At 69.3% G+C, this 17,612-nt stretch carries 17 protein-coding genes; 13 read left to right on the top strand and 4 right to left on the bottom strand.

Going from position 1 to position 17,612, the window contains the following annotated elements; all coding sequences use genetic code 11:
* Positions 1-31 precede the first annotated feature (31 nt).
* The 4 genes from ABY42_RS14945 (at position 32) to ABY42_RS14930 (ending at position 3,969) form a co-directional block, all read left to right on the top strand.
* A complete protein-coding gene (locus ABY42_RS14945; protein WP_004974085.1) occupies positions 32-1,552 on the top strand; it encodes a methyl-accepting chemotaxis protein in 1,521 nt (506 codons plus the stop codon).
* A 66-nt stretch (positions 1,553-1,618) separates the two neighbouring features.
* On the top strand, positions 1,619-1,894 hold the full coding sequence (locus tag ABY42_RS14940; RefSeq protein WP_004974087.1) for a hypothetical protein: 276 nt from the start codon (positions 1,619-1,621) through the stop codon (positions 1,892-1,894).
* 174 nt (positions 1,895-2,068) lie between these two features.
* The gene (locus ABY42_RS14935) at positions 2,069-3,049 is read left to right on the top strand and encodes an ABC transporter ATP-binding protein (RefSeq protein WP_004974090.1); all 981 of its coding nucleotides are present in this window, start codon (positions 2,069-2,071) and stop codon (positions 3,047-3,049) included.
* Positions 3,046-3,969, top strand: a complete 924-nt coding sequence (locus ABY42_RS14930; protein ID WP_004974092.1) for an ABC transporter permease — start codon at positions 3,046-3,048, stop codon at positions 3,967-3,969. Before ABY42_RS14935 ends, ABY42_RS14930 begins: the two co-directional genes overlap by 4 nt.
* Before the next feature lie 62 nt (positions 3,970-4,031).
* Here ABY42_RS14930 and ligA read toward each other — a convergent pair whose 3' ends face one another.
* From ligA to ABY42_RS14910, 4 genes are all read right to left on the bottom strand, one after another.
* Positions 4,032-6,131, bottom strand: coding sequence for an NAD-dependent DNA ligase LigA (gene ligA / locus ABY42_RS14925; RefSeq protein WP_050459865.1), 2,100 nt, complete (start codon positions 6,129-6,131; stop codon positions 4,032-4,034).
* Between the two features lie 96 nt (positions 6,132-6,227).
* Complete coding sequence (locus ABY42_RS14920) at positions 6,228-6,446, bottom strand: hypothetical protein (protein ID WP_004974097.1); 219 nt, start codon at positions 6,444-6,446, stop codon at positions 6,228-6,230.
* 115 nt (positions 6,447-6,561) lie between these two features.
* Positions 6,562-7,914 carry a cytochrome P450 gene (locus ABY42_RS14915; RefSeq protein WP_050459864.1) on the bottom strand — a complete coding sequence of 451 codons (1,353 nt, stop codon included), beginning with the start codon at positions 7,912-7,914 and terminating at the stop codon, positions 6,562-6,564.
* 99 nt (positions 7,915-8,013) lie between these two features.
* Positions 8,014-8,667: a helix-turn-helix domain-containing protein gene (locus tag ABY42_RS14910; protein WP_004974100.1), complete on the bottom strand. Its 654-nt coding sequence runs from the start codon at positions 8,665-8,667 to the stop codon at positions 8,014-8,016.
* A 170-nt stretch (positions 8,668-8,837) separates the two neighbouring features.
* Between ABY42_RS14910 and ABY42_RS14905 the strand changes: the two genes are divergently transcribed.
* The 9 genes from ABY42_RS14905 (at position 8,838) to ABY42_RS14865 (ending at position 17,602) form a co-directional block, all read left to right on the top strand.
* The gene (locus tag ABY42_RS14905) at positions 8,838-10,157 is read left to right on the top strand and encodes an O-acetylhomoserine aminocarboxypropyltransferase/cysteine synthase family protein (protein ID WP_050459863.1); all 1,320 of its coding nucleotides are present in this window, start codon (positions 8,838-8,840) and stop codon (positions 10,155-10,157) included.
* Positions 10,154-11,401, top strand: a complete 1,248-nt coding sequence (gene metX / locus ABY42_RS14900; protein ID WP_004974103.1) for a homoserine O-acetyltransferase MetX — start codon at positions 10,154-10,156, stop codon at positions 11,399-11,401. The genes ABY42_RS14905 and metX overlap by 4 nt, the downstream gene beginning before the upstream one ends.
* A gap of 126 nt (positions 11,402-11,527) precedes the next feature.
* The gene (locus ABY42_RS14895; protein WP_050459862.1) at positions 11,528-12,823 is read left to right on the top strand and encodes an O-acetylhomoserine aminocarboxypropyltransferase/cysteine synthase family protein; all 1,296 of its coding nucleotides are present in this window, start codon (positions 11,528-11,530) and stop codon (positions 12,821-12,823) included.
* Between the two features lie 143 nt (positions 12,824-12,966).
* On the top strand, positions 12,967-14,088 hold the full coding sequence (locus ABY42_RS14890; protein WP_193493500.1) for an inorganic phosphate transporter: 1,122 nt from the start codon (positions 12,967-12,969) through the stop codon (positions 14,086-14,088).
* 140 nt (positions 14,089-14,228) lie between these two features.
* Complete coding sequence (gene fer / locus ABY42_RS14885; RefSeq protein WP_004974109.1) at positions 14,229-14,618, top strand: ferredoxin Fer; 390 nt, start codon at positions 14,229-14,231, stop codon at positions 14,616-14,618.
* Positions 14,619-14,739: 121 nt separating this feature from the next.
* Positions 14,740-15,681: a hypothetical protein gene (locus tag ABY42_RS14880; RefSeq protein WP_050459860.1), complete on the top strand. Its 942-nt coding sequence runs from the start codon at positions 14,740-14,742 to the stop codon at positions 15,679-15,681.
* 73 nt (positions 15,682-15,754) lie between these two features.
* Entirely contained in the window at positions 15,755-16,804 is a 1,050-nt protein-coding gene (locus ABY42_RS14875; protein ID WP_050459859.1) for an A24 family peptidase, read from the top strand.
* A 78-nt stretch (positions 16,805-16,882) separates the two neighbouring features.
* Entirely contained in the window at positions 16,883-17,251 is a 369-nt protein-coding gene (gene hisI, locus ABY42_RS14870; protein ID WP_050459858.1) for a phosphoribosyl-AMP cyclohydrolase, read from the top strand.
* A 99-nt stretch (positions 17,252-17,350) separates the two neighbouring features.
* The gene (locus tag ABY42_RS14865) at positions 17,351-17,602 is read left to right on the top strand and encodes a hypothetical protein (RefSeq protein WP_004974117.1); all 252 of its coding nucleotides are present in this window, start codon (positions 17,351-17,353) and stop codon (positions 17,600-17,602) included.
* Positions 17,603-17,612 lie beyond the last annotated feature (10 nt).

The raw sequence follows: 17,612 nt of genomic DNA, 5'->3' as shown, positions 1-17,612 counted from the left end.
ACTCCTGTGATGCTCTGAAACGTGGCCTCTAATGTCACTTGGTATACTCTCACGCGTCCGCTCGTGGTTCGGTGAGGAGACTCCGTTACCGGACGGCGGAATCGTCGCCGGTTCCGCCACGGACGCGCCGGACTTGAACGTCGACGACGACGTACTGCTCGACGGCGTCGGCCTCCCGGCGTTCGTCCTCGACGAGCAGGGTCGCATCGCGGCGTGGAACGCCGGCGTCGAGTCGTTGACCGGCACGTCCGCGGACGCCGCGCTGGGCCGACGCGACCTCGGTGATGCCTTCTACGGCGACTCCGCGGCCAGCGTGCTCGCGGGGCAGGTCCTCGACAACCCACTCGACGCCGCGGCGCTCGACGGCGTGGAACTCGACGACCCCGACCGCCTGCTCTACGCCGTAGAAGAGACGTTTGCGGACGTGAACGGCGACGACTGCCACGCCCGGCACACGGCGATGCCGCTCTACGAGGGCGACGAGCTCGTCGGCGTCCTCCAGACCGTCCGCAACCGGACGACGGAAGTCGAGCGCCACCGCGAGGTCGCCGCGCTCGTCTCCGAGGTCGAATCGACGCTGACCCAGTTGAGCGGGGGCAACCTCGACGCGCGGGCGACGATAGACGAGAGCGGGGCCGTCGACGACCAGCTCTATCTCGTCGTCGACGCGGTCAACGAGACGGCGCGCAACCTCTCGACGCTGGCGTCGAACGTCGAAGACGAGACGGAGACGGCGACCGCGGCGGTCACGCGGGCCGCCTCGGCGGCCGACGCCATCGTCGATAACGTCGAAGAGCAGCGCGACCTCCTCGACGAGGGCGCGACCCAGATGCAGCAGTTCAGCGCGACGATGGAGGAGGTCGCCGCGACCGCCGACGAGGTCGACACGGCGGCCACGGAGGCGCGGCAGGCGACCGCCGAGGGCCGCGAGGCCAACAGCGAGGCGCGAGCGGCGACCGAGAGCGTCGTCACGATGGGCGACGAGCTCGTCGACCGCGTGACCGAACTCGGCGGCCGCATGGACGACATCGAGGCGGTCGTCGAGGTCATCTCCGAGGTGGCCGAACAGACGAACCTGCTCGCGCTCAACGCGAACATCGAGGCCGCCCGCGCCGGCGAGGACGGCGACGGGTTCGCCGTCGTCGCGGAGGAGGTCAAGTCGCTCGCCGACGAGACGCGCCAGCACACCGAAGACATCACCGCGCAGATAGAGGACATCCAGTCGCAGACCGGCGAGGCGGTCCACGCGGCGACGGAGTCGAACGACCGCATCGAGCACGCCGACGACCGCATCTCCGAGATGCTGGCGGCGTTCGAGGAAATCGCCACCTCCATCGACACCGCCGCGGACGGCGTCGCGGAGGTCTCCCGCGCGACCGACGAGCAGGCCGAGGCGGTCGAAGAACTGACCGCGACCATCGAGGACGTGCGCGACCGGACCGTCGAGACCGAGGGCGCGGTCGACAGCATCGTCAGCGCGACCGACGAGAGCACGCAGGCGCTGTCGTCGCTCGCCATGGAAGTCGAGGAACTGACGGGCAATCGCTCCTGAGCCGGGTTCCGAACGGCCGGCGTCGATGCCGGCACGCGTAAGGGAACCCCGTCCGAACCACGGGGCATGAGCGACGACGACACGACGCGGCTCTGGTTGGTCGAGCGGTCCTACGACGACCGGGACCTCATCATCCTCATCTACGCGACGCCGGACGGCGAGTACGAACTCCGGAAGGAGCTCGCCGCGGCCGTGATGCACCAGCGCCGGATGACCGTGACCGCCGCCATCGACGCGCCGACCGAGAACCTCGAACCAGTAAGTGACGACGACCTGCGCGAGCGGTACGCGACGGAGGCCACGAAGATGGCTGACTCCCACGAACCCGACGAAGAGGTCTGAGGCGGCACAGCCGGCCATCGACATCGACCGCCGATACCGGCCGTCGAACCCGACCGAATCGCACGACTGTGGCGATGTGACTCCTCCGTCTGACCCTCCGCTCGGCGCGGGAATGTTATCGCCCGTGATTTTTGCACCTAAAACCCTTTAACCCAGTACGACGCAGGCCCGCCCATGGCCGCCATCGAACTGAACGGGGTGACGAAACGGTTCGAAGACGACGAGGGACTGTTCGATTCTCTCCTCCCGTCGTCCGACGCCGACGCCGTCACCGCCGTCGACGACCTCACGTTCTCCGTCGCGGAGGGTGAGGTCTTCGGGTTCCTCGGTCCCAACGGTGCCGGAAAATCGACGACTATCAACATGCTTCTCGACTTCGTGCGCCCGACGAGCGGGTCCGTCCGCGTGCTCGGACACGACGCGCAAGCCGAGAGCGTGGCCGTCCGGCGTCGGACCGGCGTGCTCCCCGAGGGGTACGACGTGTACGACCGGCTGACCGGGCGCGAACACGTCGAGTTCGCCATCGAGTCCAAGGAAGCCGACGACGACCCCGACGAACTGCTCTCCCGCGTCGGCCTCGACCCCGACGAGGCGGACCGCCGCGCCGGCGGCTACTCCAAGGGGATGTCCCAGCGCCTCGCGCTCGCGATGGCGCTCGCCGGGAGTCCCGACCTCCTCGTCCTCGACGAGCCATCCTCCGGTCTCGACCCCGCCGGCGCGCGCGAGATGCGCGACATCGTCCGCACCGAGGCCGACCGCGGCGCGACGGTGTTCTTCTCCAGCCACGTCCTCGGACAGGTCGAAGCGGTCTGTGACCGCGTCGGCATCATGCGCGACGGCGAACTCATCGCCGAGGACACCATCGAGGGGCTCCGGAGCCGAATCGAGACCGACTCGGTTCTCCGCATCGACGTCGACGGCGACGCCGCCCTCGACGCTGTCCGCGCCCTCGACGGCGTCTCGTCGGTCGAGACCGACGGCGACCGCCTCATCGTCGGCTGTACCGACGACGCCAAGTCGCGCGTCATCGAGGCCGTCGAGGCCGGCGGCGCGACCGTGGCCGACTTCGAGACTGACTCCGCGTCGCTGGAGGACATCTTCCTCGCGTACACCGAGGGCGACGACTCCGCAGGCGAACCGGAGGTGACAGCATGACGCTCGAATCGGTCGCGCGCAAGGACTTCCGCGACGCCCTCCGGTCGCGGTGGCTCCTCGGCCTGACGCTGTTTTTCGCCCTCCTCATCGGTGGGTCGACGGCGCTGTTCTACGGCGTCCTGCTCTCTGGCGCGGGCGCGAACTCCGAGACGCTGTTCGGCCTCACCACCGCGCCGGGCGGGCTGTTCAACTTCTCCTACGCGGGCATGCTCGGGTTCGTCCTCGCGCTCATCGCGCTCGTGACGGCCCACGGCTCGCTCATCGACGAGCGCGAGTCGGGCACGATCAAGCTCCTGCTGTCGCTGCCGAACTCCCGGCGCGACGTGGTGTTCGGAAAGCTCGTCGGCCGCACGCTCGTCGTCATCATCTCGATGCTCGTCGGCTTCGTCGTCGCCCTCTTCGCGATGCTGTTCACCGGCGGGCAGGTCATGTTCGTCTCCTACGCGGGACAGGTCGCCCTCTCGGGGCTCCTCGCCACGGCGTTCGTCTCCATCGGCGTCTGGCTCTCCGCGACCTCGGCGTCCCAGCGACAGGCGCTGTTCGGCACCGTCGGGCTGTACTTCATCTTCGCCGTCCTCTGGTCGACGGTCGCCACGGGCGTCCCGCGGCTCGTCAACTGGGTCATCGAGCAGCTCGGTCTCACCGCGCTGACCGCGCCGCAAATCGTCCAGATGCGCCTTTTCATCAAGTACCTGAACCCGCTTCGAGCCTACGAGACGCTGGTCGCGGAACTGTACGGCCCCGCGGTCGCCGCCCGCCTGTTCAAGGCCGGACTCGGCGAGCGACTCGCCATCGAGGCGACCTTCAGCGAGGCACTTCCGTTCTACTTCACCGGGCCGTTCATCCTCGCCATCCTCCTCGCGTGGATCGTCGTCCCGCCGCTGCTCGGCTACCGCGCGTTCCAGAAGGCGGACCTCTGAGGCGGAACTACTGACTTCTGAGGCGGGAACGCCCGCCTCGGCGACGCCGACTTCCGACTGTTCTATTCCGGCGGATACGCCACGCCGCGCTCTGCGAGCAGGTCCTTGAACTCGGCTTCCGTGAGCGTCGGTACGTCGTTCGCGTCGGCGTCGTCGCGCTTCGACTGGCCGGGGTTCTCGCCGACGACGAGGTAGTCGGTGTTGCCCGAGACGGAGCCGGTGACGCTGCCACCGTGAGATTCGACGAGGTCCTTCACGTCGCCCCGGCTCGCGGCGAGCGTCCCGGTCACGACGAACGTCAGGCCGTCGAGTTCGTCGCCGCCCGATTCGACGGGTTCGGGGTCGACGCCGCGGTCGAGGAGCGCGCGAATCACGGCGCGGTTGTCCGCGTTCTCGAAGAAGTCGCGGACGCGGCGCGCGACCGTCTCGCCCACGTCGGGGACCGTCGTCAGGCGTTCTTCGAACGCGTCGAACTCGCCTTCGTCGGCGTCGGATTCGATGGGAAACGCCTCGATTGACCCGAACTCGCGGGCGAGACCGCGGGCGGTCGCTTCTCCGACCTCGGGGATGCTCAGGCCGACGAGGAACGAGTCGAGAGCGGGGTTCGTCGAGTTCTCGACGGCGGTCACGAGGTTCTCGGCGCTCGTCTCGCCCCACCCTTCTAACTCGGCGAGGTCGTCGGCCGTCAGGCCGTACAGGTCGGCGACCGTCTCGACGAGGCCGGCGTCGACGAGCTGGGAGACGCGCTCCCCGCCGAGGCCGTCGATGTCCATCGCGCCCTTGACCGCGAAGTGGCCGATAGAGGCCTCCCGTTGGGCCGGACACGAAAGCCCGCCCGAGCAGAACGCCAGCGGGCCGTCGCGGTCCACCGCGCTCCCGCAGACCGGACACTGGTCGGGGAACTCGTAGCTCCCGCCGCCGTCCTCCGTGACTTCGACCACCTGCGGAATCACGTCGCCGGCGCGCTTGACTCGGACTCGGTCGCCGACCGCGACGCCGAGGTCGGCTATCTCGTCGGGGTTGTGGAGCGTCGCCCGCGAGACGGTGACGCCGCCCACGTCGACGGGGTCGAGGATGGCGACCGGCGTGAGTCGGCCCGTTCGTCCGACCTGCACGACGATGTCGCGGACGGTCGTCACCTCGTGGCGCGCGGGGAACTTGTAGGCGAACGCCCAGCGGACCGAGCGACTCTTTTCGCCCAAGCGCTCGCGGGCCTCCCGCGAGTCCACCTTGATGACCGTCCCGTCGATTTCGTAGTCGAGGTCGTCGCGGGCCGCCTGCATCCGGTTTCGGTAGTCGATGGCTCCCTCCACGTCTGCGGCGCGCTCGACCCGGTCGGCGACGCGGAGGCCCCACTCGCGCAGGCGGTCGAGCGCCGCCCACTGGCTGTCGGGGCGCGCGCTCGCGTCGAGGATGTCGTAGAAGAAGACCGCGAGCGGCCTGTCGGCGACGACCGAGGGGTCGAGGTTGCGGAGCGTCCCGGCGGCCGCGTTCCGGGGGTTGGCGAAGGCGTCCTCGCCGGCCTCGACGCGCCGGGCGTTGAGGTCGCTGAAGTCGGACTTCGGCATGTAAATCTCGCCGCGGACGGCCAGTCGGTCGGGGTGGTCGCCGCGGAGCGACAGCGGCACGGTCGGAATCGTCTTCACCTGCGCGCTCACGTCGTCGCCGCGTCGGCCGTCACCGCGGGTGGCCGCGCGGGCGAACTCGCCGCCCTCGTAGACGACTTCGACCGAGAGGCCGTCGAACTTGGGCTCGCAGACGTAGTCGACCGCGCCGACCTCGCGGCGGACGCGCTCGTCGAACTCCCGGAGGTCGTCGGCCTCGGTGCTCTGGTCGATTGAGAGCATTGGCGCGACGTGTTCGACCGTCTCCAGCGCGTCGATCGGCTCGCCGCCGACGCGGTTCGTCGGGCTGTTGGTCGTGTCGAGGTCGAACGCGCCTTCGAGCGCGACGAGGCGGGAGAACAGCGCGTCGTAGGCCGCGTCGGAGACGAGCGGGTCGGCCTCGACGTAGTAGCGGTGGTCGTGCTCGCGGACGGCTTCGCGGAGGAGCGCGGCCTGTTCTTCGGCCGCTTCGCGCGAGAGCGACTCGGCGGGTTCGAACTCGGTCGGCGGGTCGCGGAGGTACGGGTTCGACTCGGCGTCGATGTCGGCGTCGCTCATTGGTTCGGGTGTCGGCGGGACGGCGGGTAAACGCTCCGGGGTGACGGCGAACGGCGACGTTCCGGCCGCGACGACTCCCGCCCGAACCGCGCCGCGTCACGCGAACAGGTAGGCGACTCCGAGCGCGGACATGAAGACGCCGACGAACCGCGTGAGCGTCACGTTCCACTCGGCGGGTTCGACCTCGTCGTTGGGGGTCTTGCTCCCGATGGCGTCGACCCGCTCGCCGAGTTTCGACACGCGGTAGGGGAACGCCGCCGCCGGGAGGCCGACTGCGAGAAAGACGGCGGCGACGAGGAGGAAGTCTCCGGCCATGAAACCGGTCTTCGGCCTCGGGGAATAAGCGTGTTGGCGACGACGGCGGGCGAAGCCGGGGATGAGACTGCGAGACTGCGCGCCGGTGACTCGACCCTCGGCTCTCGCCGACCGCTCACCTGCGGTTCACGACCATCTCGACCGACCCCTCGGGTCGGAGCGTAATCGAGGGGTCGAACGACAGGTCGTGGGTCGGGTCGACCGTCCACGACCGGGCAATCGTCGCCAGCGCGAGACGCGCTTCCAGCATGGCGAAGCGGTCGCCGATACACCGCCGCGGGCCGCCGCCGAACGGGAAGTAGGCGTACTTCGGGAGGTCGCGCTCGAACGCTTTCGTCCACCGGCTCGGCCGGAAGTCGAGGGGGTCGTCGTAGAACCGCGGGTCGCGGTGGAGCACCCACTGCTGGACCGAGACGGTCTGGCCGGGTTCGACGCGGTAGCCGCCGACTGCGTCGGGTTCGGCGGCCTCGCGGATGAGTTCCCACACCGGCGGATAGACCCGCATCCCCTCCTTGACGACCTGCTCGGTGTAGGGCAGGCCGTCGAGGTCGCCGAAGCCGGGGCGCTCGCCGTCGAGGACGGCGTCGAGTTCCTCGCGGAGCGTCGACGCCTGCTCGGGGTTCGTCCCGAGGAGGTGGAGCGTGTAGGTGAGCGCCAGCGCGGTCGTCTCGTGGCCGGCGAGGAGGATGGTCACGAGTTCGTCGCGTATCTGCTCGTCCGACAGGGAATCGCCGTCGTCGTCGCGGAACGTCAACAGGAGCGAGACGACGTCGTTGGCCTCGGGGTCGGGGTCGTCGTCGCGGTGCTCGGTCACGATGCGGCCGACGACCTCGGTGAGGTCGTCCAGCGCCTGCTGATACCGACGGTTGCGCGGAGTGGGGACCCACCGCGGCACGTCCACCGGGCGCTTCATCGAGGTCGACGAGTAGTCCATGACGGTTTCGAGGGCGTCGCCGACGGCGGACTCCTCCTCGCGGATGTCCACGTCGAACAGCGTCTTCGCGGCGATTTCGACGGTGAGGCTCATCATGTCCTCGTGGATGTCGCGTGTCTCGCCGTCCTCCCACGACGACAGCATGCGCTCCGTGTAGTCGACCATCACCTCGCTGTAGCGCCGGAGCATCTGCGGGAGGAACGCCGGCTGCATCAGGTGGCGCTGCTGCCGCCAGAACTCGCCCTCGCTCGTGAGCAGGCCGTCGCCGAGGACCGTCCCGAGCGATTCCTGAAACAGCTCGCCTTTGATATACCGCTGGTTCTCCTGTACGAGGACGTGCTCGACGAGTTCGGGGTCGCTCAGCTGGTAAAACGAGATGCCGCCGATGTCGTACTCGGCGACCGGACCGTACTCGCGGGCGACCTCGGTGACGAACGCGAGCGGGTCGTCCGCGTACCGAAGGGTGTGGTGGACCACGGGCTTCGACGGGGGACTCGGCGGTCGTTCTCGACCGCCTTGCGTCGCTTCTGACATGGATGAAGCTACGGGCGGAACCGGGATGGCGCTACTGCCGATGCCGGCCGGCCCTTTATATCGTGGTCAACCAAGTCGGCGACGCGACGCCGGCGGCCGTCACCCGAGCCGGTTCATCACGCGCGATTCGACCTTCCGGAGGTGTTCCGAGACGGTGCTCTGCGAGCAGCCGAGTTCGGCGGCGAGTTCCTCGACCGACACCCGACGCGGGATGTCGTAGTAGCCGCGCTCGACGGCGGCCTCGAGGACTTCGCGCTGGCGGGCGGTGAGGTCCGCGCGGACGCCGCCGCGGACCGGTTCGTAGTCCGAGAGGCCGTCCACGCAGAACGCGTCGGTGAGCGAGTCGGGCAGCGACGCGACCGCGCCCGAGAGCTGCGCGTGGCTCCCGAGGACGTTGACGACGACGCCCTCGCGGGTGAGCCGAATCGGCGTGTCGAGAAGCAGGTCGTGTTCGTCCACGAGTTCGAGGAGCCGGCGCACGTCGTCGTCGGGGACGAGATGAACGTGGCAGACGACGCCGCCGTCGGCCGTCTCGCCCGCGTCGAAATCGACGATATCGGGGTGGTCGGCCAGCCGCGCCTCGATGTCCGGCGGCGCGTCTTCGAGGACGCAGAGTTCGACCACGGTTCCGTCGGGCCGGAGCCGCAGGTCGCGAAGCTCCCCGCGCGGGTGTCGGCCGTCGACCGCGAACACGTCGTACGGGCTCCCGAACGGGTTCTCGTCGGCGTCGAAGTGGGCCCGGAGACACTTCATGCGTTACATCCTTCCTCGCGCCGCCGAGGTATGCAAGTTACTCTCCGACGCGGACCGTCTCGTTCCCCCGCGCTCTCCTCCGGACCGGCCGCCGCTCCCCGACCGCAACCACGGGCAACGCTTGCCGTAACTGACGGTTATTCCTCTGTCGAAGATTATGCACCTCATACATGAATCGAGGCTTCCGCACGCTCGGCCTCCACGCCGGACAGGACCCGGACCCGGCGACAGGGGCCCGCGCCCCGCCGCTCTATCAGACCACGTCGTACGTCTTCGACGACGCGGACCACGCCGCGGACCTGTACGCCCTCGAAGCCGACGGCGACGTCTACTCCCGCATCTCCAACCCGACGACCCGCATCCTCGAACGCCGCCTCGCCGCCCTCGAATCGGGCGTCGACGCGGTCGCCACCGCCTCCGGGATGGGCGCGCTCGACGCGCTCACGACCGTCCTCGCGTCGGTCGGCGACAACGTCGTCCTCTCGGAGGACATGTACGGCGGCACGGCCTCGTACTTCTCGAAGACCGCCGTCAGGCGCGGCGTCGAATCCCGGACCGTCGAGACGCTCGACGTGGACGCCTACGAAGCGGCCATCGACGACGACACCGCCTTCGTCCACGTCGAGACGGTGGCGAACCCCTCGCTGAAGACGCCGGACTTCGAGGCCATCGCCGAGGTCGCCCACGAGAACCGCGTCCCGCTCGTCGTTGACAACACGTTCGCCACGCCCGCGCTCTGTCGCCCCATCGAACACGGCGCGGACATCGTCTGGGAGTCGACGACGAAGTGGCTCCACGGCTCCGGCACGACCGTCGGCGGCGTCGTCGTCGACGGCGGCACCTTCCCGTGGGACGCGGCCGACTACGACGAGCTCTCCGGCGAGAACCCCGCCTTCGGCGTCGATTTCGTCGAGCGGTTCGGCGAGCGCGCCTTCGCCGAGACCGTCCGCCAGCGCGCCGTCCGGAGCACCGGCAGTTGCCAGTCGCCGTTCGACGCCTGGCAGACGCTTCAGGGCGTCGAGACGCTCGCGCTCCGGATGCGCGCCCACTGCGAGAACGCCCGGCAGGTCGCCGAGTTCCTCCGCGACCGCGACGGCGTCGCGTGGGTCACCTACCCCGGCTTCGAGGACCACGAGACCCACGACCTCGCCTCGGAGTACCTGCAGGGCGGCTACGCCGGCATGGTCACCTTCGGCCTCGACGGCGCGGACGACGAGGCGGCCTACGGAGCCGCCAAGACCGTCTGCGAGTCGGTCGACCTCGTGAGCTTCCTCGCCAACATCGGCGACGCGAAGACGCTTCTCATCCACCCCGCGTCGACCACGCACGCCCAGCTCTCGATGGACGAACAGCGCGCCGCGGGCGTCGCGCCCGACATGCTCCGACTGTCGGTCGGCATCGAGGACGCCGCCGACATCATCGCCGACCTCGACCAGGCAATCGAACACGCCCTGCGTCAGCAGGCCGACGGGGGGTCGGAGGAGCCATGAGCCGCACGCGAACCACGCCCGGTCGCCGGGTCGAATCCGACGTGGTCGACATCGGCGAACACGAGTTCGAGTCGGGCGAGATACTGCCCGACCTGCAGGTCGCCTACGAGGCCTACGGCGAGTTCGACGGGCAGAACGCGGTCCTCGTCTGTCACGGTCTCACCGGGAGCCAGCACGTCGCCGGCCACGGCACCGAGTCGGGCGTCTCCGGGCAGGCCCGCGCGTGGTGGGGCGACATCGTCGGACCGGGCAAGGCGCTCGACACCAACGACTACTACGTCATCTGCGTGAACGTCCCGGGGTCGTGTTACGGCACGAGCGGCCCGGCGAGCGAGGGTCCCGACGGCGAGCCGTGGGGCACGGACTTCCCGCCGGTCACCGTCCACGACTGGACCCGCGCCCAGCGCCGCCTGCTCGACCACCTCGGCGTCGGCCGCCTCCACGCCGTCGTCGGCGGCTCCGTCGGCGGCATGAACGCCCTCGACTGGGCCGTGCAGTTCCCCGACGACGTGGAGCGCCTCGCCGTCGTCGCCTCGGCGGCCCGCCTCGATTCGCAGTGTCTCGGCATCGACGCCGTCGCCCGCCGTGCCATCACCTCGGACCCGAACTGGAACGGCGGCGACTACTACGGCGAGGACCGCGCCTCGCCCGACGCGGGCCTCGGACTCGCCCGCCAACTCGGCCACCTGATGTACCTCTCGAAGGACTCGATGGAGCGCAAGTTCGGCCGGCGCTCCGCGGGCCGCGGCGACCGCGGCGACGCCTTCCCGTCGGACCCCGCGGCCGCGTTCTTCCCGTACCGCGAGGTCGAGTCCTACCTCGACTACCAGGCCGAGAAGTTCGCCGAGCGCTTCGACGCCAACTCGTACCTGTACCTCACGCGCGCCATGGACGACTTCGACCTCTCGGAGGGTTACGAGTCCGACGCGGCCGCCCTCGCCGCCTTCGAGGGCGAGTCGCTCCTCGTCTCCTTCACCGGCGACTGGCACTTCACGACCGAGCAGTCGGAGTCGCTGGCGGGCGCGTTCCGCCGCGTCGACGCGCCGGTCGCCCACCACGTCGTCGAGTCCGACCACGGCCACGACGCCTTCCTCGTCGAACCCGAGAAGGTCGGGCCGCCGCTCGGCGACTTCGTCGACGAGGGCGTCGCGGGCCGCGCCGTGACCGACACCGCGACCGACGGCGGCGAACCCGACGAGGAGAAGGACTTCGCACCGGTTCACTCCTCTTTGTTCTCGCGCTGACGGTCCGGCCGTCGTCCCGCCTGCTGCCCGGCAGTCTTCCTCTTTCGCGTCGGTCCCGCGTCGCAGAAGCCGGCGGGAATTGCGACCGACACCCCGCTTTACCCCCGTTCGATTCGACGTTCGGGTATGAGCGACGACGACAGCCCGGGCTTCCACACTCGGAGTCTCCACGCCGGACAGAGCCCCGATTCCGCGACGGGCGCGCGCGCCCCGCCGCTGTACCAGACCACCTCGTACGTCTTCGAGGACGCCGCCGACGCCGCCGCGCAGTTCGCCCTCGAAAAGCCGGGACACATCTACTCGCGGCTGATGAACCCGACCGTCGGGATGCTGCAGGAGCGCCTCGCGTCGCTCGAAGGCGGCGTGGGCGCGGTCGCGACCTCGTCCGGGATGGCCGCGTTCGACCTCGCCACCTTCCTGCTCGCCTCTGCCGGCGACAACATCGTCTCCGCGTCGTCGCTGTACGGCGGGACCTACACCTACCTCACCCACACCGTCGAGCGCCGCGGCGTCACGACCCGGTTCGTCGACACCCTCGACGTTGACGCCTACGAGGAAGCCATCGACGACGACACCGCGTTCGTCCACCTCGAGACCATCGGCAACCCGGCGCTCGTGACGCCGGACATCGAGGCCATCGCCGAGGTCGCCCACGACCACGGGACGCCGCTGTTCGTGGACAACACGTTCGCCACGCCGTACCTCTGTAACCCCATCGAGCACGGCGCGGACCTCGTCTGGCAGTCCACGACGAAGTGGATTCACGGGGCCGGAACGACCATCGGCGGCATCCTCATCGACGGCGGCACCTTCCCGTGGGACGAGTACGCCGACGACTACCCCGAAATCGCGAAGCCGAACCCGGCGTACCACGGCGTCAACTTCGACGAGACGTTCGGCCCCGCCGGCTTCACCTACGCCGGCATCGCCCGCGGCCTGCGCGACCTCGGCAACTCCCAGTCGCCGTTCGACGCGTGGCAGACGCTCGAAAAGCTCGAATCGCTCCCGCTTCGGATGCGCGCGCACTGCGAGAACGCGCAGGCCGTCGCGGAGTTCCTCGACGACCACGAGAAGGTGTCGTGGGTGAACTACCCCGGCCTCGAATCCCACGAGACCCACGAGGAGGCCTCGAAGTACCTCGACGGCGGCTACGGCGGCATGATTACCTTCGGCCTCACCGACGGCTACGAGGCGGCCAAGGGCACCGTCAACAACGTCGAACTCGCGTCGCTCCTCGCCAACGTCGGCGACGCGAAGACGCTCGTCATCCACCCGTCGTCCACCACCCACCAGCAGCTCACGGAAGACGAACAGGCCGCCGCGGGCGTCACGCCCGACATGGTCCGCCTGTCGGTCGGCATCGAGGACGTCGACGACATCATCGACGACCTCGACCAGGCGATTCGCGCCGCGTCGAACTGAACTGAGCGCGCTCCCCTCGGGCGAGTCGTTTCCGGCCGCCGCGTCGGCGAACTGGCCGACCACCGACCGCCGTTCCTTTTATTCCCGCGCCAGTAGGTACCTCCGTGGTAGAAGCACTCCTCTTCGTCGGTCTCCTGGTGGCAGTGTTCGTCGGGTTCAACATCGGCGGCTCGTCCACGGGGGTCGCCTTCGGTCCCGCGGTCGGGAGCGGTGTGCTCGGCAAACTCGCCGCAGCGGCCCTGATGACGGGGTTCGCGCTCCTCGGCGGGTGGACGCTCGGGAGGGAGGTCGTCGCCAAGATGGGCGGCGAAATCGTCCCGCAAAGCGAGTTCACCCTCGCGGCGAGCGTCGCCGTCCTCTTTTTCGTCGGCCTCGCGCTGTTGGTCTCTAACACCTTCGGCGTCCCCGCCTCCACGTCGATGACGGCGGTCGGGGCCATCGCGGGCCTCGGCCTCGCCAACGGGTCGCTCGACTCCGGCGTGATGCTCGAAATCATCTCGTGGTGGATCGTCGCGCCCGTCATCGCCTTCTGGATCTGCGCGGTCATCGGTCGGTACATCTACCCGTATCTCGACGCGTGGCTCAAACTCGACCAGAGCCCCGGTGCCCTCGTCAGGCTCGACCGCGACGGCGGCGTTCCGCGACCGCGACTCGGGCCGAACACGACGTACCGCGAGTTCGGAAGCACCGTCCTCGTCGTCGTCGTCGCCTGTTACATGGCGTTCTCCGCGGGCGCGTCGAACGTCGCCAACGCGGTCGCCCCGCTCGTCGGCAACGGCGCGCTCGAGATGAACACGGGCATCCTCGTCGCCGGCGGCGCCATCGGGCTCGGCGCGTTCACCATCGCCCGTCGGACGCTCGACACCGTCGGCAACGACCTCACGCAGTTGCCCATCCTCGCGGCGCTCATCGTCGAGACGGTGAGCGCGTCGCTCATCTCCTTCCTGTCGGCCATCGGTATCCCCGCCAGCCTCGCCGTGAGCGCGACGATGTGCATCGTCGGCCTCGGCTGGGGACGGGCGACCCGAACCGTCACTCTCGGCGAGGCCCTGAGCGGCGGCGAGGCCCCGCAGGTATCGGTCAACGCACTCACCGTCGAGCGCGAGGACGAGGTGCCGAAGATGGGCGAGGAAGCGCCCGACGAACTCTCCGCGCAGGACCTGTTCGACCCCGGAACGACCGGGCGGGTCATCTTCTTCTGGATGCTCACGCCCTCGCTTTCGGCCCTCGCGTCGTACGCGCTGTTCTCCGCTGGCGTTATCTGAAGCGTTCAATCGCCGCGTCCGTCAATCCGGAACTATCACGGTCAACAATGTAACAAACGGGCGGCCGCCGCCGCGGCGCGGGTCGAATTCGGCGCACGGAACAGCAAAGTCTAATGGGGTGGCCTTCGAATCCTCTGTCGATGCCCACGGTAACCTACCTCAACTACGAAGTTCTCGACGACAACGGCTGGGACCTCGACGACGACGACCTCTTCGAGCAGGCCGCGGACGCCGGTCTCGACGCCGAAGACTACGGTGAGATGGAAGTCAACCAGGGCGAGTACATCCTGGAAGCCGCCGAGGCCCAGGGCTACGACTGGCCCTTCAGCTGCCGCGCAGGTGCCTGTGCGAACTGTGCGTCCATCCTGAAGGAGGGCGAAATCGAGATGGACATGCAGCAGATTCTCTCCGACGAGGAGGTCAACGACAAGAACGTCCGTCTCACCTGCATCGGTTCGCCGGTCGAGGACGAGGTCAAGATCGTCTACAACGCGAAGCACCTCGACTACCTGCAGAACCGCGTCATCTAAGGCGCTATCCCGAACATTTCTTTCGACGCGTCGCACCCGTGACCGACGGGTACACCGTTTCCGCCCCCGTCCGAGCCGAGAGGCCGACAGCGATTTGTCCCGCCGACCGGTCGCTCCACCCGTGTCGAGAGCCACGACCGTCGTCCGCGAACTCCGCCCCGACGATTCGCTCCCGAGCGAAGCGACTGAACTCGGTCGACTCGGGCTCTTTCTCGCCTGTCTCACGGTGGCGAGCGCGGCCAGCTACTGGGTCGCGCTCAGGCTCCGCGGCGTCCCGATAGTCGGCACGCTCGCGTCGCCGAACGTCGCCGGCCTCGCGGTTCCGACGCTGGTCTACGCGCGCCATCGCGGCGTCTCGCTTTCGTTCGGGCTTCCCGGGCGCTCCCGACTGGCCGACGCGGCGGCGACGGTTCTCGCTCCCGCGCTCGCCGTCGTCGCGACGAGCGTTCTCTTCGCGGCCGGGTTCGACGCCTCGCTCGCCGCGCTCCTCGGGTGGACGTACCACCCGGAAGCGTCGGTCGCGACGGCGGCGGTTCGGACCGCCGAAGACGCGGCACTCGCCGGCCTCGGGTTCGGGATTCTCGTCGCGGCGGTGTTCGACCTCGCCTCGTCGCGGGTCGGACTCTCGTCCGCGCGCGCCGTCGCTGCGACGGCCGCGCTCGTGACGTTCTTTCGTTCGGTGCTCCGCGACGCCGCCTTCACGCTCGTCGTCTTCCCGAAACCCTGGCGGGTCGGCGTCGTCTCGCTTCTCCTCGTCGCCGCCGTCTGCGGCTGTGTCGCGGTCGGCGTGACGTATCGAAGCGCGGTCGAGCGGTCGATTCGACCCCTCTCGCGCCCGACGCTCGCTCCCGCGTTCGCCTTCGGACTGCTCGCCGTGGCCGCGCTCGGAACCGTCTTCGCCGACGTTCCCGGCAGCGTCGAACACGCCCTGTGGGCGCTCGCGTTCGGCGTGGCCGCCCTCGGCTTCGGCCGCTCGAAGTCGGCGTGGGTTCCCGCGGCCGCGATGGCACTGTTCTCGCTTTCGATTCGGCTCGTCGGCTTCGTCGAACTCGCGTTGTTCTGACCCGCCGCCGGGGTCGGTTTCAGGATTGATACCCGTCCCGAACACCTAACTCCCCTGCCCCCAGTCTGCGGGTATGTTCGGTATCGGAACGCTCCCCGACCTCCTGCGGTTGGTGGTGCTCCCCGTCCTCGCGTGGACCGCGGTACGCGACGTCCGCACGCGGCGCGTCCCCAACGTCGTCTGGTATCCGCTCGCGGCGCTGGGGCTCGTCCTGCTCGCGTGGGAACTCCTCGGCCACCTGCCGCCGGAGACGGTGCTCGACCGGCTGTACCTGATTCGCGTCGGCGTGAGCGTCTGTTTCGTCGTCCCGCTTTCGTACCTGTTCTGGCGGCTCGGCGGCTTCGGCGGCGCGGACGCGAAGGCGCTCATGGTGTTCGCCGTCCTGCTCCCGACGTTCCCCAGTTACGTCGTCGCCGGGACGGAGTTCCCGCTCGCCGCCACCCGCCTCGGCGTCTTCTCGATGACGATTCTCACGAACACGGTCATCGTCGGCCTCGCCTACCCGCTGTTCCTCGCCGCCAGGAACCTCGCCGACGGCGAGTTCGAGTTCCCCATCTCGTTCGTCGGCCGTCGCGTCTCCGTGGGGTCGCTCTCGGCGGCCCACGGCCGCCTGTTCGAGTCGCCCGAGGGAATCACGCGGAACGGACTGGACCTCGACGCGCTCCGGATGTACCTCCGCTGGCGCGGCCTCACGCTCGCGGACCTGCGTTCGGACCCGGACGCCCTCCGCGACCCCGACAGCATCGGCGAGACGTTCGACCCGACGGACGGCGCGGTCCACCGCGCGGCAACCGACGGCGGCGCGTCGCCCGACCTCGACGACGAGGATGCGGTAGACGGCGATACGGACGCCGGCGCTGGAGGCGACGCCGCCGCAGCCGACGCGGACGCGTCGTTCGACGACCCGTGGGGCGCGGCCCGCTTCCTCGACAGCATCGAGGGCACCGCCTACGGCACCTCGCCCGAGAAACTCCGCGGCGGACTGGAACTCGTGACGACTCGCGAGTCGGTGTGGATTTCGCCGGGCATCCCGTTTCTCGTCCCCATGTTCGTCGGTCTCGTCGTTGCGTTCGTCTACGGCGACATCCTCTTCGGCGTCCTCGGTGCGCTCGGTATCGTCTGAGCACGCGGGGGAGAGTCGGGCGTCGTTTCCGCGCGGCGACGCACAAGAGATAACCCCGGCCACCGCGTGACCCGAATCATGACCGTCGATGTCGACTTCGGCGAGGACGGCCTCGTCCCCGCCGTGGCGCAGGACGCCGACTCCGGAGAGGTGCTCATGCTGGCGTACGTCTCGCCCGAGGCGCTCGACCGAACCGTCGAGACGGGCCGGGCGCACTACTACTCGCGGAGCCGCGACGAACTCTGGGAGAAAGGGGCTTCGAGCGGCCACACACAGGAGATTCGGGAGGTCCGCGTCGACTGCGACGCCGACACCCTGCTGTACCTCGTCGACCAGAACGTCGGCGCGTGCCACACCGGCCACCGGTCGTGTTTCTACCGCACCGTCGAGGGCGAGAACGTCGGCGAGCGCGTCTTCGACCCCGACGCGGTCTACGGCGACGAGTGACCGATGCGAGCCGAGCGATGACGGGCGCGACCGCTCCGCCGACCGTCGCCACGACCGCGACCGACGGGTCGACCGACCGATGACCGCGGTCGCCGGCCGATGCTGAACGTCAATCCGGTTTCCGTGGTCGCCATCGTCGTGGGGCTGGGCTGTTTCGCCCTCGGCGGCCGGCTGCTCAAGAGCGCCGCGGCCGCCCGTCGGGTCGCCCGCTCCGACGACCCGGAGTTCGTCCTCGACCCGACCCGCGAGGACCCGCCGGACGACGAACTCGGCGGCGACGACCTCGAACGCGGCTTCATGCTGTTGGTGTTCGGCGCGCTGGCGCTCCTGTTCGCGGCGATTAGCCTGTGAGTGGCGCGCG

This window comes from Haloferax gibbonsii, assembly GCF_001190965.1.
Classification (GTDB): Archaea; Halobacteriota; Halobacteria; order Halobacteriales; family Haloferacaceae; genus Haloferax; species Haloferax gibbonsii.
The sequence above is the reverse complement of the archived record's forward strand: the minus strand, read 5'-3'. Positions and strand labels throughout refer to the sequence as shown.